We start from the raw sequence: 16754 nt of genomic DNA on the forward strand, positions 1-16754 counted from the left end.
GCGGTCACGGCCGATTCAAAGCCGGGCGGGGGTAGCGTGAGCGCGTGGAAGTCATCGCGTTCGTGGTGGGCGTCGTGCTCCTGGTCGTCGGGCTCGCCGTCTCGATCGCCCTGCACGAGCTCGGACACCTGTGGCCGGCGAAGGCGTTCGGCGTGCGCGTCGGGCAGTACATGATCGGCTTCGGGCCGACGCTCTTCTCCCGCCGCCGCGGCGAGACCGAGTACGGCGTCAAGGCCATCCCCCTGGGCGGCTACATCTCTATGGCGGGGATGTACCCGCCGTCGCCGAAGGAGCAGGCCGCGCGTGCGGCGGGGGAGCGCAGCGGACGCGCCGGCGGGGGATTCTTCGCGACGATGGTCCAAGACGCGCGCGCCGCCAACGACGAGACCCTCGACGGCGACGCCGACCCGCGGGTGTTCTACCGACTTCCGGTCTGGAAGCGCGTCGTGGTGATGCTCGGCGGCCCGGTGATGAACCTCCTGTTCGCGGTGTTCCTGTTCGCGATCCTCTTCTCCGGGATCGGTGTGCAGACCGCGACGACGACGGTGTCGAGCGTCAGCGAATGCATCATCCCCGCCGGGGCCGAACGGACCACGTGCGCGGCCTCCGATCCCGCCGCCCCCGCTGCCGCCGCCGGCATCGAGCCGGGAGACGTCGTGATCGAGGTCGCCGGACAGCCGGTCGAGACGTTCGCTGAGATGACGGAGCTGATCCGCGCTTCGCCCGGGGAGCCGCTGACGCTCGTCGTCGAACGTGACGGCGAGTCTCGGAGCGTCCGCCTCACTCCGGCCGCCGTCGAGCAGCCCGTCGTGGACGATCTGGGACGCGCGGTGACCGACGCGGACAGCGTCGTGATCACCGAGACGGTCGGGATCGCCGGCATCCGTCAGGAATCCGCCTACGTCCGCCAGCCGCTCTGGGCGGGCCCTCAGACGGCCGTCGAGAACGTCGGGGCCGTCGCCGGCATTATCTGGCAGCTGCCGGTGAAGGTGTGGGAGACCGGTGCGACCCTCATCACCGGAGAGGAGCGCGATCCCAACGGGCCGTTGAGCGTCGTGGGCGCGGGCGTCCTCGCGGGCGAGGTCGCCTCCGCCGAGGCGCCGGTGCTGAACCGCGTCGCGGGTCTGCTCTCGCTCCTGGCGTCGCTGAACATCGCCCTGTTCGTCTTCAACCTGTTGCCCCTGCTGCCGCTCGACGGCGGACACGTGGTGGTGGCCCTGTGGGACGGGATCAAGCGCGCCTGGGCGAAGATCACGAACCGCCCGCCGCCGAAGCCGGTCGACGCGACCAAGCTCGTGCCGGTGACCTTCGTCGTCTTCATCGCCCTGGTGGTCATGGGCGGCGTCCTCATCCTGACCGACATCGTCAACCCGCTCTCGCTTTTCTGAGCGCGGGATGCCGGCGAGGACGGCCCGTCGGCGGTGACCAGGGTGCGGCGGGTGGCGATCAGGGTGCGGTCTTGAGGGCGTGGGTCACCAGACGCTCGAGGGTCACCATGCCGTCGCGGGACAGGATCGACTCCAGGTGGCCCTGCACCGAGGCGTACCCCGGGCCGCGGAGCGCGTAGACGTCGCCCGCGGAGTCGGCGGCCACCTCGGCGTCGTCCACCCTCGTGGTGCCCGGCGCCACCCGCGCGGTGAAGGTGTTGTAGAAGCCGATGGATGCCGGCATCCCGAACACGTCCACCGTCTTCTGCAGGCCCTGGTGGGGGGTCGCCAAGGGGGCGAGTTCGAGCCCGACGTCGTGGCTCAGGATCTGATGGCTGAGGCAGACCGCCAGGAGGGGCCGACCCGAGGCGCGTCGCTCGGTGACGATCTCGCGCATGCGGCGCATGCGCTCCGACCCGGGATCGCGGGGGTCGCCGGGACCCGGACCGCAAACGACGAGCTCCGCGTCGCGCACGTCCTCCGCGGTCACACGGTGCCAGGGGACGATGCGGGCGTCGAGGCCCAGGTGACGCAGCTGGTGGGCGAGCATCGTGGTGAACCGGTCCTCGGCGTCGACCACGACCGCTCCGCGACCGTGGAGCGGGCCCACCGGTGCGGTGCTCTGGGGGTTCAGCCAGAACGCCGCGAGGCGGGAGTTCCGCGAGGCCAGGAGCGCCGCGATGTCGGGGTCGTCGGCGAGGCGTCGGGGCGCGGCGGCGGGCTCGTCCTCGTCCACCGCGTCCACGCGCGCGGCGAGCGCGGCCTCCTCCGCGATGCGGTCGCGCGGGATCGCTCCGATCGCGCCGAGGACCCCCGCGGCCTTGCCGTGGGTCTCACCGACCTCGCCGTACGGATCCGAGTGGCGCACGAGCGTCGCTCCGACCGGCACGCGCAGGCGCCCGTCCGCGAGATAGGCCGTGCGGATGAGGATCGGGGCGTCGAGGTCGTGCGTCGGCGCGCCCCCGCCTGCGCCCGTGTCGCCGATGCGCGTGTCGCCGGCATCCGCGCGGGGGGTGAAGAGGGCGGCGACGCCGGAGTAGTACCCGCGGGGTGCGCGCTCGTGTCGCGTGATGACCGTGCAGGCGTTCTGCATCGGGGAGCCGGTGACGGTGGGGGCGAACATCGTCTCGCGGAGGATGTCGCGGGGATCCAGGCGGCTGCGGCCGCGGAGGACGTACTCGGTGTGGGTGAGCCGGGACATCTCCTTCAGGTGCGGTCCGGTGATGCGTCCGCCGTCCGAGCACACCGCGCTCATCATCTTCAGCTCTTCGTCGACCACCATGAACAGCTCCTCGGTCTCCTTGGTGGAGGCCAGGAACTCCGTCAGCGTCTCGGCGGTGGCGCCGCCGGCGGGATGCCGGAAGGTGCCCGAGATCGGGTTCATCGTCACCACGCCCTCTCGGGCGCTGACGTGCGCCTCCGGGCTCGCACCGACGGCGACGTGACCGTCGGTCACGACCGCGAAGGTCCAGTAGGCTCCCCGCTCGTGCTCGAGGAGCGCGCGGAACCACGTGAGGGCGGCGACGGCGGGATCGGCGTCGACGTCGGCGGTGAAGTCCCGTCGGATGACGAAGTTCGCGCCCTCGCCGCGGCCGATCTCGTCGGCGATCACGCGGCGGACGATGTCGGCGTACGACTCGTCGTCGATGTCGAAGCCCGCGTTGCGCAGAGCGATCGGCGACGCAGGCAGGTCGGTCAGCGCCTCTTCGCGGGGGAGCACGACGTGATCGTCGACCACCAGGCATCGCAGCGGCGTGCCGTCGTCGTGGCAGGCGAACCCGCGCTCGCGCACCTGCCGGAACGGCACCAGCGCCAGCACCTCGCGCGGCGTGCCCGTGGCGTCGTGCAGCGGGATGTCGGCGAGGAGGTCGACGTCGTGGACGTCGCCGGTGAGGACCTCGATGGTCTCGGCGTCGCGGGAGATCAGCGCGAAAGGCGCTCTGGAAGCGGCGAGTCCGAGCAGGAGCGATGCGGCGGGGGCGTTCATGTCGATCTTTCGTCGTGGGGGCGGTCGCCCTACGAAGAAGAAAGACCGCCCCGGGGGCGGTCTGTCCTCACGCGCAGCCACCGCCTAAACGGTGGGCCACCAGGCAGCGTGCGCGAACATGCGCCGAAACTACCACAGCGGGTGAGGACGCCTCGGGGCCGCGACGACTGGGAGGGGCCTGGACCTTCACGATCCACCGCACCTTCGGGCGATGCGCCGCGTAGGCTGTGGTCGTGCCCGCTGTGAATCTGGGGATGCCGAAGGCTCCTGAAACCCTCGCCCCGCGTCGTAAGACCCGACAGATCAAGGTCGGCAAGGTGCTCGTCGGAGGCGACGCCCCCGTCAGCGTCCAGTCGATGACCACGACGCCCACCACCGACATCAACGCCACGCTCCAGCAGATCGCCGAGTTGACGGCATCCGGTTGCGAGATCGTGCGCGTCGCCGTCCCCTCCCAGGACGACGCCGACGTGCTGCACATCATCGCGAAGAAGAGCCAGATCCCGGTCATCGCCGACATCCACTTCCAGCCGAAGTACGTCTTCCAGGCGATCGACGCCGGGTGCGGCGCCGTCCGCGTGAACCCCGGCAACATCCGGAAGTTCGACGACCAGGTCGGGGCGATCGCCGCGGCGGCGAAGGCGGCGAACGTCTCGCTGCGCATCGGGGTCAACGCCGGGTCGCTCGACCGCCGTCTTCTCGAGAAGTACGGCAAGGCCACCCCCGAGGCTCTCGTGGAGAGCGCCGTCTGGGAGGCGTCGCTGTTCGAGGAGCACGACTTCCACGACTTCAAGATCTCCGTCAAGCACAACGACCCGATCGTCATGGTCAAGGCCTACCGGCAGCTCGCCGAGCGCGGTGACTGGCCACTGCACCTCGGCGTCACCGAGGCCGGGCCCGCGTTCCAGGGCACGATCAAGAGCGCCACGGCGTTCGGCATCCTGCTGTCCGAGGGGATCGGCGACACGATCCGCGTCTCGCTCTCGGCGCCGCCCGCGGAGGAGGTCAAGGTCGGCCACCAGATCCTTCAGTCGCTGAATCTCCGTGAGCGCAAGCTCGAGATCGTCTCGTGCCCGTCCTGCGGTCGCGCCCAGGTCGACGTGTACACCCTCGCCGACAACGTCACCGAAGGTCTCAAGGACATGACCGTGCCGCTGCGCGTCGCCGTGATGGGCTGTGTCGTCAACGGACCGGGCGAGGCCCGCGAGGCCGACCTCGGGGTCGCGAGCGGCAACGGGAAGGGTCAGATCTTCGTCAAGGGCGAGGTCATCAAGACTGTCCCCGAGGCGGAGATCGTGCAGACCCTCATCGAAGAGGCCAACCGCATCGCCGCGGAGATGGGTCCGGATGCGCCGCTCGGGACCGCCCAGGTCGTCACGACCTGACTCGGGCGGCCTCGGGTTCTCCACCCGTGCGGGGGCTCACGGCCAGAGCGAGTGGTAGGCGTTGATCGCCGGCTGTCCGCCCAGGTGCGCGTACAGGACCGTGGAGTCCTTCGGGATGTCGCCCGAGGACACGAGATCAATCAGTCCCGCGAGGGACTTGCCCTCGTAGACCGGGTCGGTGATCATCGCCTCGAGCTGCGCACCGAGGGCCATCGCCTCCATCGTCGAATCGACCGGGAGGCCGTAGAGCTCTCCCGCCCAGCCCTCGAGCACCTGGATCTCGTCATCGCGGAGGTCCCGCCCGAGTTCGATGAGCGCGGCGGTGTTGCGGGCGATCCGGGTCACCTGATCCCGGGTCTTCTCCAGCGTCGCGGAGGCGTCGATGCCGAGGATGCGGCGGCGAACGCCGGTGAGATCCTCGAGTGCCGCGAATCCCGCGATCATCCCCGCGTGGGTCGACCCGGTCACCGTGCACACCACGATCGTGTCGAACGTCAGGCCGAGCTCCCTTTCCTGTGCCGCGACCTCGAATGCCCAGTTGGCGAACCCCAGACCGCCGAGGCGGTGCTCCGAAGCGCCGGCGGGGATCGGGTAGGGTGTGCCGCCGGCATCCTCGACCTCGGCGAGGGCGTCTCTCCACGAATCACGGATGCCGATGTCGAAGCCGGCATCGTCCAGTCGCGAGTCCGCCCCCATCATCCGCGAGAGCAGGATGTTGCCCACGCGATCGTTGGTCGGGTCGTCCCAGGGCACCCACTTCTCCTGCACGAGGCGCGCCTTGAGTCCGAGGTGCGCGGCCACCGCGGCGACCTGGCGGGTGTGGTTGGACTGGTACCCGCCGATCGAGACGAGAGTGTCGGCGCCCGAGGCGAGGATGTCCGGGACGATGTACTCGAGCTTGCGGATCTTGTTCCCGCCGTAGGCGAGCCCGCTGGAGACGTCCTCGCGCTTGGCCCAGATCTCCGCGCCGCCGAGGTGCTGGGTGAGGCGCTTCAGATGCTGGAGAGGGCTCGGGCCGAACGTCAGGGGATAGCGGGGATGCTGCTCGATGTTCACGGGGTGTCTCCTGGGGTGGGGGTGTCGGCGGCGGTAGGGGCGTCGGCTGAGTCGCGGGACGGGACGGCGGGCGCCAGGGTCTGCCAGATCGCGGCGGCGCAGCGTCCGGCCGGATCGGCATCGCCCTGCGCGCAGAGATCGATGAGGGCGGCGTGCCGTTCGACGGAGTTCCGCCCCTCGTGCGAGGCGAAGCGCAGACGCTCCGCCCGCTCGAGCACCGGCTCGTATGTCGCCAGAACCGCGGAGAGCGCGGCATTGCCGCACCGCTCGACGGCGACGGCGTGGAACTCGGCGTCCGCCGCGAGAGCCGCGTCGACGTCACCGCGGCGCTGAGCGTCGGCGAAGGCGGCGTTGGCGCGCCGCATCCGGTCGAGGTCCTCCGGGGTGATGCGCGGCACCGCGCTCTCGACCGCCTGCCGGTGGAGCGCCCCGACGACCTCCTGCGCGTCGCGGACGGCGGCGGCGTCCAGCGGGGCGACCACGGTGGAGCGGCCCGGCGTCGCCCGCACGAGCCCCGCGCGGGACAGCTCCAGGAGCGCTTCGCGCACGGGGGTGCGGCTCACTCCGAGCCACGCCGCGATGTCTGCGTCCCGCAGCTGCTCGTCGGGCGCGAGGGTGCCGTCGACGATCGCGTCGCGCACGCGGGAGTAGACGTCGTCGCGCAGCAGAGACCGAGGGGGGAGCGGGACCGCGGGAAGGGGCACGCAATATATTGCATACCGCACACGTTCCCGTGTCAAACCGGCCCGCGCGCTCGCCGCCCGCCTGGCCGCGTACCGAACTCCTCGATTCCGGCGCGCACACACCGGGATCGGGCTCCCCGGCCGGATCCGGCCTCGGATCGGAGGAGTTCGGTACGTGGTAGGCGCGGGACCCGACCGAGTCGTCCCGCGCCGCGGGCGACGGCCGGGGAACGCCGAGATCGAGCTCGACGGCGAACCGAACTCCTTCGTTCCGGCGCGCAGAAGCCGAGAATCGGGCGCGGAGGGCGCGTGGGGGTCGCAGGGGAGGAGTTCGGTACGGCGGTGCGCGGCGTCGCGCGCGGCTCAGGAGAGGGCGCCGCCGACGAGGATCCGGTCGACCGGGGTGCGCAGCGTCGTCTCGAGGACGAGCGCGAGCGCGCGGGCGACGTCCTCGATGGAGAGGGCCGCATCGGGCCGCTGCTGCGTGGTCCAGGGCACGTGGACGAACCCGGCGCGCACCCCCGGCTCCTGCGCGGTCGCGTGCAGCGCATGGAACATCGCATGGTTGCACACGAAGGTGCCCGCGGAATGGGAGACGGATGCCGGCACCCCCGCCGCGCGCAGGTCGGCGACGATCGCCTTGACCGGCAGCGTCGCGAAGAACGCCGCGGGAGCACCGGGGATACTCGCGGCGTCGACCGGCTGCGCCCCGTCGTTGTCGGGGATCCGCGCGTCTGCGAGGTTCACCGCGACCCGCTCCGGGGTGATGCCTTCGCGGTCGCCGGCCAGCCCGGTCGCCACGACGACGTCGGGTCGGTGCTCGTCGATCAGCGATCGCAGGGCCGCGGCGGCGCCGTCGAACGAGACCGGGAGGATCGCGGTGATGAGCTCGGCAGGCCCGGTCCAGGAGGCGGCGAGCAGACGGACCGCGTCCCCCGAGGGGTTCGCCGTGTCACCGGCGAAGGGGACGAAGCCGGTGACGAGCGCGCGGGTCATCGTCTCAGCGTACGTGCGCAGATCACGACCAGCCGAGGTCGGCGCGGATGCGCTCGCGGACGTCGACGTAGTCCGGGAGGTCCCAGAAGAACAGGATCTTCTCCGCGACCGAGGACCCGGGGGCGGGTTCGTCCTCGAGGACGAAGGCCTGGAAGGTCTCGGCGAAGTCCTCCACGACGTTGGTGGCCGCGTAGGCCGAGACGAAGTCGTCGGGGAACTCCTCGTACAGCGCGTCCCCGAGCGCGGCGTCGGCGTCGTCGGGACCCGGCGCGAGATCTCCGTAGGCGACCCAGAACGTCTCGTCGAACGCGAAGAGGGCCGAGGGCTCCGCGACGCACCCCTCGTCGATCCAGAACGTCGTGCAGTCTGCGGCATCCGGATCCACGTCCTGCACCCTCAGGCTCAGGATGTGGCCGTACTCGTGGATGAGGGTCGAGACCAGCAGATCCTCGTCATCGGTGTAGGCGATGTTGGCCGCGAGGGTCCAGAGTGTCGGATCGTCCTCGTCGCGGTGGACGTAGGCCATCGTGTCGCTGTCGGGGGCCTCGCCCACGCGATACTCCGACATCGCCTCCGCGGCGAACGCGGGCGTGGCGACGCGCACGAAGAGGTCCCACACGCGCCGCGCGTCCACGCCGGGCTCGGGGACCGGTGCGCCGTCGAGGTCGATCGCGTAGACCCGCACGTCGCCGAAGTCCTCGTCGGGTTCGAGCGGCGCCGCATCGGCCGCGGGCCGGAGGAGCAGGATGACGACGACGGCGACGAGCGCCGCTGCGATCACCACCGAGATGACCGAGAACAGAAGCACCCGCGCACGCACGGCGTCAGCGTAGCGCCCCGCGCGGGGCGACCGGCCGCGCGCGGCTTGCGCCGACCCGACGCGCCGCGAGCTCATAGCCGCGAACGTGCCGACCGATCTGAGACGCTTCCGATATGCGTTTCACATCTCCTGCCGCTGCGTCTCGACGAGCCGGTCTGGTGGCCACTGCCGTCACCGTGGGCGTCGTCGCCGTGCTCCTCGCCGGATGCGCGTCAGAAGACGTGCCTACCCCGGTGGCAAGCGAGTCGTCAGCCGATCAGCCGTCGGCGGAGTCGTCCGGATCGCCTGTCGGCGATATCCGGCCCTTCGGCGGCTCATGCGCGGAAGCGCTGACTGCCGCTGAGGTCTCGGATGTCCTGGCTACGCCCATGCAATCGGCAGTCGCCCCCTGGGAGAGTGGATACTGGCACTCCCTCGGTGGACTCGAGTGCTCGTGGATCACGTCGGAGACGCATCTCGGAGCGATGGTGCAGATGTGGGCATTCCCCGCTGACGCCGGAGAAGCCGTGGGTGCTCCTGCAGGTGCTGACTGTGTCGATCTGGGTGTCAGCCGAGAGTGCACGCTCGACGAGCTGCGCGGTCATCTCCGTCTTCTGTGGAAGGCCGCTGGACCGTCGGAGACGCTTTCGGTCGCGGTCGTGCGGGCACTCTCGGACCGCGCGGCGGAGCACGCCGACACCTTCCCCGCACCGGAGGTGCCCGGCATCGCGGACCCATGGTGGTCGGGGCAATCGTGCGCCGAGCTTATGGAGGGTCTTCGAGCGGCGTTCCCCGACACTGTGGGGGTCGAGGAGGAGATTTTGGTGGCGACGGAAGGCACTCCCCGCCACCTCGATGAATGGAGGGCCATCGGAGGGAACCTCACGTGTGATCTCAGGGTGACGGACGGTGAGCGTGAGCCGATGGTGGTGACGGTTCGCGGGGTGACGGGCGGGGCTGCGTTCTTCCCCTCAGCCGCCGCGTCCGAAGGTGCACAGTCGGTGACCGTCGACGGCGCAGCCGCCGCCGTCTTCGTCAGAGGCGAGGGGACTGCGTACGACGGTGCACCCAACGACCTCGTCGTCTCGGATGGTGCGCACACACTGATACTCACCGGAAACGGCGTAGACCCGCTCGAGACTCTGATCCGGACCGCTGGTGGGCTTCTCCGTGCGGCGCGCTAAACCCGCGCGGGGCGACCGGCCGCGCGCGTAGACTCGTCGCTCGTGGTCACCCGTCTGTCGAACTTCTTCCTCCGCACCCTCCGTGAAGACCCGGCCGATGCCGAGGTCACGAGCCATCGGCTGCTCGTGCGCGCCGGCTACATCCGCCGCGCCGCGCCCGGCATCTTCACCTGGCTGCCGCTCGGCCTGAAGGTCAAGGCGAAGATCGAGGGCATCATCCGCGACGAGATGGCGGCGGCGGGTGCGTTCGAGGTGCACTTCCCGGCACTGCTGCCGCGAGAGCCGTACGAGCAGTCGGGACGCTGGACGTCCTACGGCGACGGCATCTTCCGCCTGCATGACCGCAAGGGCGCCGACTACCTGCTGGCCCCGACCCACGAGGAGATGTTCACCCTGCTGGTGAAGGACCTCTACTCGTCGTACAAGGATCTGCCGCTGACGATCTACCAGATCCAGGACAAGTACCGCGATGAGGCCCGGCCTCGCGCCGGACTCCTGCGCGGTCGCGAGTTCACGATGAAGGACGCCTACTCGTTCGACTACACCGACGCCGGGCAGGATGCCTCGTATCAGGCGCAGCGCGACGCGTACGAGCGCATCTTCCAACGCCTCGGGCTGGAGTACGTCATCGTCGCCGCCGACAACGGGCTGATGGGCGGCGCGCGCAGCGAGGAGTTCCTCCACCCGACACCCGTGGGCGAGGACACCTTCGTGCGCTCCGCCGGGGGCTACGCCGCCAACGTCGAGGCCTTCACCACCGTCGTGCCCGATGCCGTCCCGTTCGACGGTCTTTCCGAGCCGCAGATCTTCGATTCGCCGGACACTCCGACCATCGACACGCTCGTCGCGCACGCCAACGCGCACCTCGACGGCGAGTACACGGCCGCCGACACCTTGAAGAACGTCGTGCTCGCCCTCACCCACCTCGACGGCACGCGAGAGCTCGTCGTGGTCGGTCTCCCGGGCGACCGAGGGGTCGACGACAAGCGGGCAGAGGTCGCGTTCGCGCCGGCCGCCGTCGAGCCCGCGACTCCGGAGGACTTCGAGCGGCATCCACTCCTGGTCAAGGGCTACATCGGCCCGTGGTCGCCGACGGGTGCCGTCCTCGGCGAGGAGTCGGCGACCGGCATCCGCTACCTGCTCGACCCCCGCGTTGTCGACGGGACCTCGTGGGTGACCGGTGCCAACATCGACCAGAAGCACGTGCACTCGCTCGTCGCGGGGCGGGATTTCGGCGCGGACGGCGTCGTGGAGGTCGCCGAGGTGCTGCCGGGCGATCCGGCCCCGGACGGCTCCGGGCCGGTGGAGCTCGCGCGCGGCATGGAGATCGGCCACGTCTTCGCCCTCGGCCGGTTCTTCGCCGAGACGCTCGGGCTGAAGGTGCTCGACGAGAACGGCAAGCTCGTCACCGTCACGATGGGCTCCTACGGCATCGGCGTGACCCGCATCCTCGCGATCCTCGCCGAGCTCAACAACGACGCGAAGGGGCTCGTGTGGCCCGAGTCGGTCGCGCCGTTCGACGTGCACGTCATCGCGACGGGGAAGGATGCCGCGGCCTTCGAGCTCGCGTCGTCCCTCGCCGCCGACCTCGAGGCGGCCGGGCGCGACGTCCTCTACGACGACCGGCCGAAGGTCTCGCCCGGGGTGAAGTTCGCCGACGCCGAGCTCGTCGGCGTTCCGCGGATCGTCATCGTCGGACGCGGCGCCGCCGACGGGCAGGTCGAGCTGTGGGACCGCCGCACCGGGGAGCGCGAGGTGGTTCCCACCGCCGAGGCCCTGCGGGTGCTGGCGGGCTGACCCGCCGCACGTGCCTCAGATGTCCGCGTAGCGCGTGCGGGCGAAGAGGAAGAGCGCGTAGGCGAGGAAGCCGGCGCCCACCGCGCCGCCCAGCCAGGAGCCGTACGGCAGCGCCATGAGCGCTTCGACGGCTCCGTCGAACCCGCCGGCGTAGGAGCCGTCCACCGTGACGGCCGCCATCGTCAGGAGGACGCCGACGATGCCGAGCGCGACACCCTTGGCGATGTAGCCGACGACGCCGAGGCCCACCACCGCAGCGCCGAGCGCACCGTCGGGGATGACCATGAACGGGCGGAAGCGGGTGAGGATCCCCATGACCGCGAAGGCGATGCCGCTGCCGAGCACGGTGAGCCCGATCACCCCGAGCACCCAGGGTCCTCCCGGCATCTGCAGGAGCGTGGTGCTCGCCTCCTGCAGCGACCGGTCGCCCTGGGGCCGCGCACCCAGCGCGATCGCTCCGGCGATGAACGCGAGGGCGATGTAGATGACCGCTTTGCCCCACTCCACTGTGCGTCGCCGCCACTTCGCCAGCGTGCTGCGGTCGCGGATCAGCAGCCCCTCCACCAGGTAGTACACGCCGAGCGTGCTGACGGCGACCACGAGCGCCCAGAGCGCGAGGAGCCCGAAGGGCGCGGCCGCGAGGGCTTTGAACGCGCCGGCCTGGTCGGACTCGCCCTCGCCGCCGAAGACCACGATCAGGATGATCACCCCCATCAGGAGGTGCACGAGCCCGTTGCCCGCGAAACCGGCGCGCGCCGCCCACTGCACCGGGGTGGATTCCTCCACCGATCGGGCGGCGCGCTTGGCCTCACGTCTCATCCCATAGACGCTAGGCCCTCCCGGTCAGCTGTCGGTGCGACCGGCCGGTCCGTGCAGGTGGTCGCGGTGCTTCGCCGACTGCCGGCGGCTGGTCGGAAGGTCGATGGGTCCCGTGACCGAGAGCTCGTCCTCCCACACTTCGATGTTCTTCACGTCCGGCATCAGGTCGCGCGTGAAGACGGGATCGCGTCCCTCGCGGCGCTGGCGCGTGTAGTCCTTGAGGAGTCGGAAGGCGATCCCGGAGAGGAGGCCGATGGCGACGAGGTTGACGAGGGCCATGAAGCCCATGGCGCCGTCGGCGAAGGTCCAGATGGCCCCGGTGGACACCAGGGCGCCCACGAGCACGGCGAGCACCGCGACGACGCGGTAGCCGGTGAGCACCGCGCGGCTGCCGGTGATGAACTCGATGTTGGACTCGCCGTAGTAGTAGTTCCCGAGGATCGAGCTGAAGGCCAGCAGGAAGATGATGATGCTGAGCAGCACGTTCGACCACTCGCCGAGCGTGCCGACGACGGCGCCCTGCGTCAGGCCGATGCCCTGGGTGGCGCCCGCGAGGTCGGGGACGGACACCAGGATGATGAACGCGGTGATCGAGCAGACGAGGAAGGTGTCGAAGTAGACCCCCAGCGTCTGCACGAGACCCTGCTTGACGGGGTGCGTGACGGCCGCCGACGCGCCCGCATTGGGGGCGGAGCCGAGACCGGCCTCGTTCGAGAACATGCCGCGGCGGACGCCGGTGAGGATGATGTAGCCGAGCGTGGCGCCGACGACCTCGTTGTAGCCGAAGGCGGAGGTGAAGATCTCGGCGATGACCGCCGGGATCCGGTCCGCGTGGATGACGACGATGACGATGCCCAGGACCAGGTAGAGGATCGCCATCGCCGGAACGAGCGTCTGCGTCACCGAGGCGATGCGGCGGACGCCGCCGAAGACGACGAGCGCCATGAGGACGGCCAGGCCGATGCCCGTGGCCCAGGGCAGCCACGCGGAGGCGGACTCGTCGAAGCTCCCGGCGAGCGTGGCCTGGATGGTGTTCGCCTGCAGGGACGAGAAGGCGAGAGGGAAGCAGATGATGAGGATGACGGCGAAGACGATGCCCATCCAGCGGGCACGGAGGCCGCGCTGCATGTAGTAGGCCGGTCCGCCGCGGAAGCCGTCCTTGTCGCGGGTCTTGTACAGCTGCGCGAGCGAGGACTCGATGAACGCCGACGCGCCGCCGACGAACGCCATGAGCCACATCCAGAAGATCGCTCCGGGTCCGCCGAGCGCGATCGCCGTGCCGACGCCGGCGATGTTGCCGACACCGACGCGCGAGGCGGCGGAGATCGTGAATGCCTGGAACGAGGACACCGACTGCGGCTCGCCGGACTCGGTCCGGGGTGTCTTGTCGGTCAGCGTCCGGAACATCTCCGGGATCAGCCGGAACTGCACGACCCCCGACCGGAAGGTGAAGTAGAGCCCGAGGAGGATCACCACCGGCAGGACGATCCAGGTCCAGAGATTGTCGCCCCACGTCGCCATCCAGTCGGTGAGCGCATCCACGTCGATCAGCTGATCCATCGGCCCAGTATGGCGGCCCGACGCACGGCGTCAACACCTTTCCGCGCGGCGATCCGCGCGGTCGGCGCGACGTAGCATGGACCGGTGAGGCGCGAACGCAGGGCTCGTCCCGCGTCGAGGTGGAGCATCCTCCCGCGGCTCGTCGCGGATGCCCCGCCGGCCGTCACCCTCGTCGTCGGCGCGGTGGTGCTGATCCTGGCGCTCCTGATCATCACGCGGCCGCTGACCTCCCTCGTCCTCCTGACGGTGTACGTCGGCGTCAGCGTCGTCCTCTCCGGCGTCAGCGAGGTCGTCCGCGCGACGGATGCCGGGGCGCTGCCGCGCCGCCTGTTCGGCGGCGCCTGGATCGTGGTGGGCCTCGCGCTCCTGGTGGGACTCGGCCGGACGCTCGAAGAGCTGCCCGGCATCCTCGCCGTCCTCCTCGTCCTCGCCGGGCTCGCGTCCCTCTTCGACGCGATCACGCAGGGCTCCGCCAGCCAGCGGGTTCTCGCGACGGCGTGGGGAGGTGCGCAGATCGTCTTCGGCATCCTCGCCCTCACCTGGCCGGACGTGACGCTGCTGGTGGTCGCAGTGGTCTTCGGGGTGCGCTCCGCCGTGTTCGGTCTCACCCTGATCATCCGGGGCCTGCGCGGATTCGGCCCGGGCGCCGGCGGGCGGCGGGCGATGACGGATGCCTTCACCGCGCCGCCCGCGCACCACGATGCCCCCTCGCGTGCCGCTCGCCGCTGGCGGGCGACGGGACGGTTCGCCCTTTCTCTGCTCCTCGTGGTCCTGGCCTCGGGCAGCTGGTACCTGGGGAGCTGGATCCAGAGCGGCGCTCCCGTGGTCGATGCCTTCTACGATCCTCCGGCCGTCGTGCCCTATGACAACGGCCGGCTGATCCGCGCGGACGCCTTCTCCGGACAATCACCGCCCGGAGGGGACGTGCAGCGGATCCTGTACACGACCCGGGATGCGCTGGGTCGCCCGGCGGTGGCGAGCGCGCTGGTGATCACACCCACCGAGTCGCGGCCGGGGGCGCGGCCGGTGGTGGTCTGGAATCACGGCACCACCGGCGTCGCCCGCGGATGCGCACCGAGTCTGCGCGACGCGTCGGCGACGCACTGGGCGATTCCGGGTCTGAACGACGCGTTGGAGCGCGGCTGGGTGGTGGTGGCATCCGACTATTCGGGCCAAGGTGCGCCCGGCGTCTTCCCCTACCTCATCGGACGCGGGGAGGCCCGCTCATCGCTGGATGCCGTCCTCGCCGCCAGGGAGCTGGACGGGGTGGCGCTGTCGCGCTCCACGGTGGCGTGGGGGCACTCGCAGGGCGGGCACGCGGCGCTGTGGATGGCGGAGATCGCCGCCGATTACGCACCCGACATCGATCTCCTCGGGGCCGCGGTCCTCGCACCCGTCACGGACCCGCTCGAGCTCGCGGACGAAGTGACCCGGAACGTCGCCACGGCCGAGCTGTCGATCATCAGCTCCTGGGTGCTCGTGCCCTACGCCGACACGTACGACGACGTCGATCTGTCGCGCTACGTCGCGCCGGGTGCGCAGACCCTCGTGCGGGAGATGACGCAGCGGTGCCCGACCGAGCCCGGCGTGATCGTCTCGGTGGCCACCGCGCTGGGCGTGTCGGAGGACGGTCCGCTCTTCCCCGCGGACCTCACCACGGGACCACTCGGGGCGCGATTGGCCGAGAACGCCGCGACCGGTCCGTGGGACGTTCCCCTCCTGGTGGCATGGGGGGACGCGGACGAAGTCATCCCGCCGCGCCTCCAGGAGGGCTTCGTCGAGCGGGCGTGCGCGCAGGGCGACGAGGTGCGCTGGGTCGTCTACGCCGGATACGACCATCTCGCCACGGTCCTTCCCCGCTCGCGGTTCCTGCCGGTCCTCATCTCGTGGACCGACGGACTGTTCACGGGTCGCGAGGCGCCGACCGATGACTGCGCCCGCTACGCCGACGCAGCACCCTGAACCGGGCCCGCGATCCGCTCGCGGTGCCCTCCGACGCGGCATCCGGTAACGTAGTGGGGTTCCGGCCGCGATCTCGGGCCGGTGAGAGCTGAATACGGAGGCCCCTGTGGACATCGATCTCGGACTGCTGCGAACGGTCGAGCGTGAGAAGGAGATCCCCTTCGACGAGCTCGTCAGGATCATCGAGCAGGCGATCCTCACCGCCTACGCCAAGCACACGTCTCCCGACGGAGAGCTCCCGGAGGGGGCCCGGGCGGAGTTGAACCGCAAGACCGGTCACGTCGCCGTGTTCGTCCCCCTGCGCGATGAGGACGGCGCCGTCATCGGGGAGGAGGAGTCCACGCCCGAGAACTTCGGTCGCATCGCCGCCTTCGCCGCCAAGCAGGTCATCAGCCAGCGTCTGCGCGACATCGCCGACGACGCGGTGCTGGGGGAGTTCCGTGGCAAGGAGGGCGACATCGTCGCCGGTGTCGTCCAGCAGGGTCCGAACCCGCGCATGGTCCACGTCGACCTCGGCACGGTCGAGGCGATCCTCCCGCCTGAGGAGCAGGTGCCGGGCGAAGACTACGCGCACGGCTCGCGTCTGCGCGTCTACGTGACCTCGGTGTCCAAGAGCACGAAGGGTCCCCAGATCACCGTGTCGCGCACGCACCCGGGGCTCGTCCGCAAGCTCTTCGCGCTCGAGGTCCCCGAGATCCCGGCGGGGCTCGTCGAGATCGTCTCCCTCGCGCGTGAGGCCGGGCACCGCACCAAGATCGCCGTCAAGGCGAACGACTCCACGATCAATGCCAAGGGCGCGTGCATCGGCGAGCTCGGCCGTCGTGTGCGCGCGGTGACGGAGGAGCTCGGCGGAGAGAAGATCGACATCGTCGACTACGCCGCGGATCTCCCCACGTTCGTCGCGAACGCGCTGTCGCCCGCGAAGGTGACCTCCAGCTTCGTGCTCGATGCCTCGACCAAGGCCGTGCGGGCCCTGGTGCCCGACTACCAGCTGTCCCTCGCCATCGGCAAGGAGGGGCAGAACGCGCGTCTGGCCGCCAAGCTGACCGGCGCCAAGATCGACATCCAGCCCGACTCCATCCTCGAGTCGTGACCCCTC

The 16754-nt window shown here is 70.6% G+C and carries 13 protein-coding genes; 6 read left to right on the forward strand and 7 right to left on the reverse strand.

Annotation, left to right across the window (positions count from 1 at the left end; genetic code table 11):
- Nucleotides 1–44 precede the first annotated feature (44 nt).
- Nucleotides 45–1388 (forward strand): M50 family metallopeptidase, encoded by a 1344-nt coding sequence (locus ABXJ56_RS11645; RefSeq protein ID WP_353999821.1) that lies wholly within the window; start codon nucleotides 45–47, stop codon nucleotides 1386–1388.
- Between the two features lie 58 nt (nucleotides 1389–1446).
- On the opposite strand, the gene ABXJ56_RS11650 is transcribed toward ABXJ56_RS11645, so the two are convergent.
- Nucleotides 1447–3414 (reverse strand): anthranilate synthase family protein, encoded by a 1968-nt coding sequence (locus tag ABXJ56_RS11650; RefSeq protein WP_353999822.1) that lies wholly within the window; start codon nucleotides 3412–3414, stop codon nucleotides 1447–1449.
- A 233-nt stretch (nucleotides 3415–3647) separates the two neighbouring features.
- Between ABXJ56_RS11650 and ispG the strand changes: the two genes are divergently transcribed.
- Nucleotides 3648–4799: a flavodoxin-dependent (E)-4-hydroxy-3-methylbut-2-enyl-diphosphate synthase gene (gene ispG, locus ABXJ56_RS11655; RefSeq protein ID WP_353999823.1), complete on the forward strand. Its 1152-nt coding sequence runs from the start codon at nucleotides 3648–3650 to the stop codon at nucleotides 4797–4799.
- Between the two features lie 36 nt (nucleotides 4800–4835).
- Here the strand turns inward: ispG and ABXJ56_RS11660 are convergent, their stop codons facing one another.
- From ABXJ56_RS11660 to ABXJ56_RS11675, 4 genes are all read right to left on the reverse strand, one after another.
- Nucleotides 4836–5855 (reverse strand): 1-aminocyclopropane-1-carboxylate deaminase, encoded by a 1020-nt coding sequence (locus ABXJ56_RS11660; RefSeq protein WP_353999824.1) that lies wholly within the window; start codon nucleotides 5853–5855, stop codon nucleotides 4836–4838.
- Nucleotides 5852–6559, reverse strand: a complete 708-nt coding sequence (locus ABXJ56_RS11665; protein ID WP_353999825.1) for a GntR family transcriptional regulator — start codon at nucleotides 6557–6559, stop codon at nucleotides 5852–5854. The genes ABXJ56_RS11660 and ABXJ56_RS11665 overlap by 4 nt, the downstream gene beginning before the upstream one ends.
- A 342-nt stretch (nucleotides 6560–6901) precedes the next feature.
- Complete coding sequence (gene pcp, locus ABXJ56_RS11670; protein ID WP_353999826.1) at nucleotides 6902–7534, reverse strand: pyroglutamyl-peptidase I; 633 nt, start codon at nucleotides 7532–7534, stop codon at nucleotides 6902–6904.
- A gap of 22 nt (nucleotides 7535–7556) precedes the next feature.
- Entirely contained in the window at nucleotides 7557–8354 is a 798-nt protein-coding gene (locus ABXJ56_RS11675; RefSeq protein ID WP_353999827.1) for an NADH:ubiquinone oxidoreductase subunit 4 (chain M), read from the reverse strand.
- Between the two features lie 158 nt (nucleotides 8355–8512).
- Between ABXJ56_RS11675 and ABXJ56_RS11680 the strand changes: the two genes are divergently transcribed.
- Together ABXJ56_RS11680 and ABXJ56_RS11685 are read left to right on the forward strand one after the other, a co-directional pair.
- Nucleotides 8513–9517: a hypothetical protein gene (locus ABXJ56_RS11680; RefSeq protein WP_353999828.1), complete on the forward strand. Its 1005-nt coding sequence runs from the start codon at nucleotides 8513–8515 to the stop codon at nucleotides 9515–9517.
- Between the two features lie 42 nt (nucleotides 9518–9559).
- Entirely contained in the window at nucleotides 9560–11314 is a 1755-nt protein-coding gene (locus ABXJ56_RS11685; protein WP_353999829.1) for a proline--tRNA ligase, read from the forward strand.
- Between the two features lie 15 nt (nucleotides 11315–11329).
- On the opposite strand, the gene ABXJ56_RS11690 is transcribed toward ABXJ56_RS11685, so the two are convergent.
- Both ABXJ56_RS11690 and ABXJ56_RS11695 read right to left on the reverse strand, forming a co-directional pair.
- Nucleotides 11330–12133 carry a DUF1206 domain-containing protein gene (locus ABXJ56_RS11690; RefSeq protein ID WP_353999830.1) on the reverse strand — a complete coding sequence of 268 codons (804 nt, stop codon included), beginning with the start codon at nucleotides 12131–12133 and terminating at the stop codon, nucleotides 11330–11332.
- 24 nt (nucleotides 12134–12157) lie between these two features.
- Nucleotides 12158–13693 carry an alanine/glycine:cation symporter family protein gene (locus ABXJ56_RS11695; RefSeq protein WP_353999831.1) on the reverse strand — a complete coding sequence of 512 codons (1536 nt, stop codon included), beginning with the start codon at nucleotides 13691–13693 and terminating at the stop codon, nucleotides 12158–12160.
- A gap of 84 nt (nucleotides 13694–13777) precedes the next feature.
- Between ABXJ56_RS11695 and ABXJ56_RS11700 the strand changes: the two genes are divergently transcribed.
- Nucleotides 13778–15655: a lipase family protein gene (locus tag ABXJ56_RS11700; protein ID WP_353999832.1), complete on the forward strand. Its 1878-nt coding sequence runs from the start codon at nucleotides 13778–13780 to the stop codon at nucleotides 15653–15655.
- Nucleotides 15656–15761: 106 nt separating this feature from the next.
- A complete protein-coding gene (gene nusA, locus ABXJ56_RS11705) occupies nucleotides 15762–16748 on the forward strand; it encodes a transcription termination factor NusA (RefSeq protein WP_353999833.1) in 987 nt (328 codons plus the stop codon).
- The last annotated feature ends 6 nt before the right edge of the window (nucleotides 16749–16754 follow it).

Origin of the sequence: Microbacterium aurantiacum, assembly GCF_040532595.1 — a bacterium.
Classification (GTDB): domain Bacteria; phylum Actinomycetota; class Actinomycetes; order Actinomycetales; family Microbacteriaceae; genus Microbacterium; species Microbacterium chocolatum_B.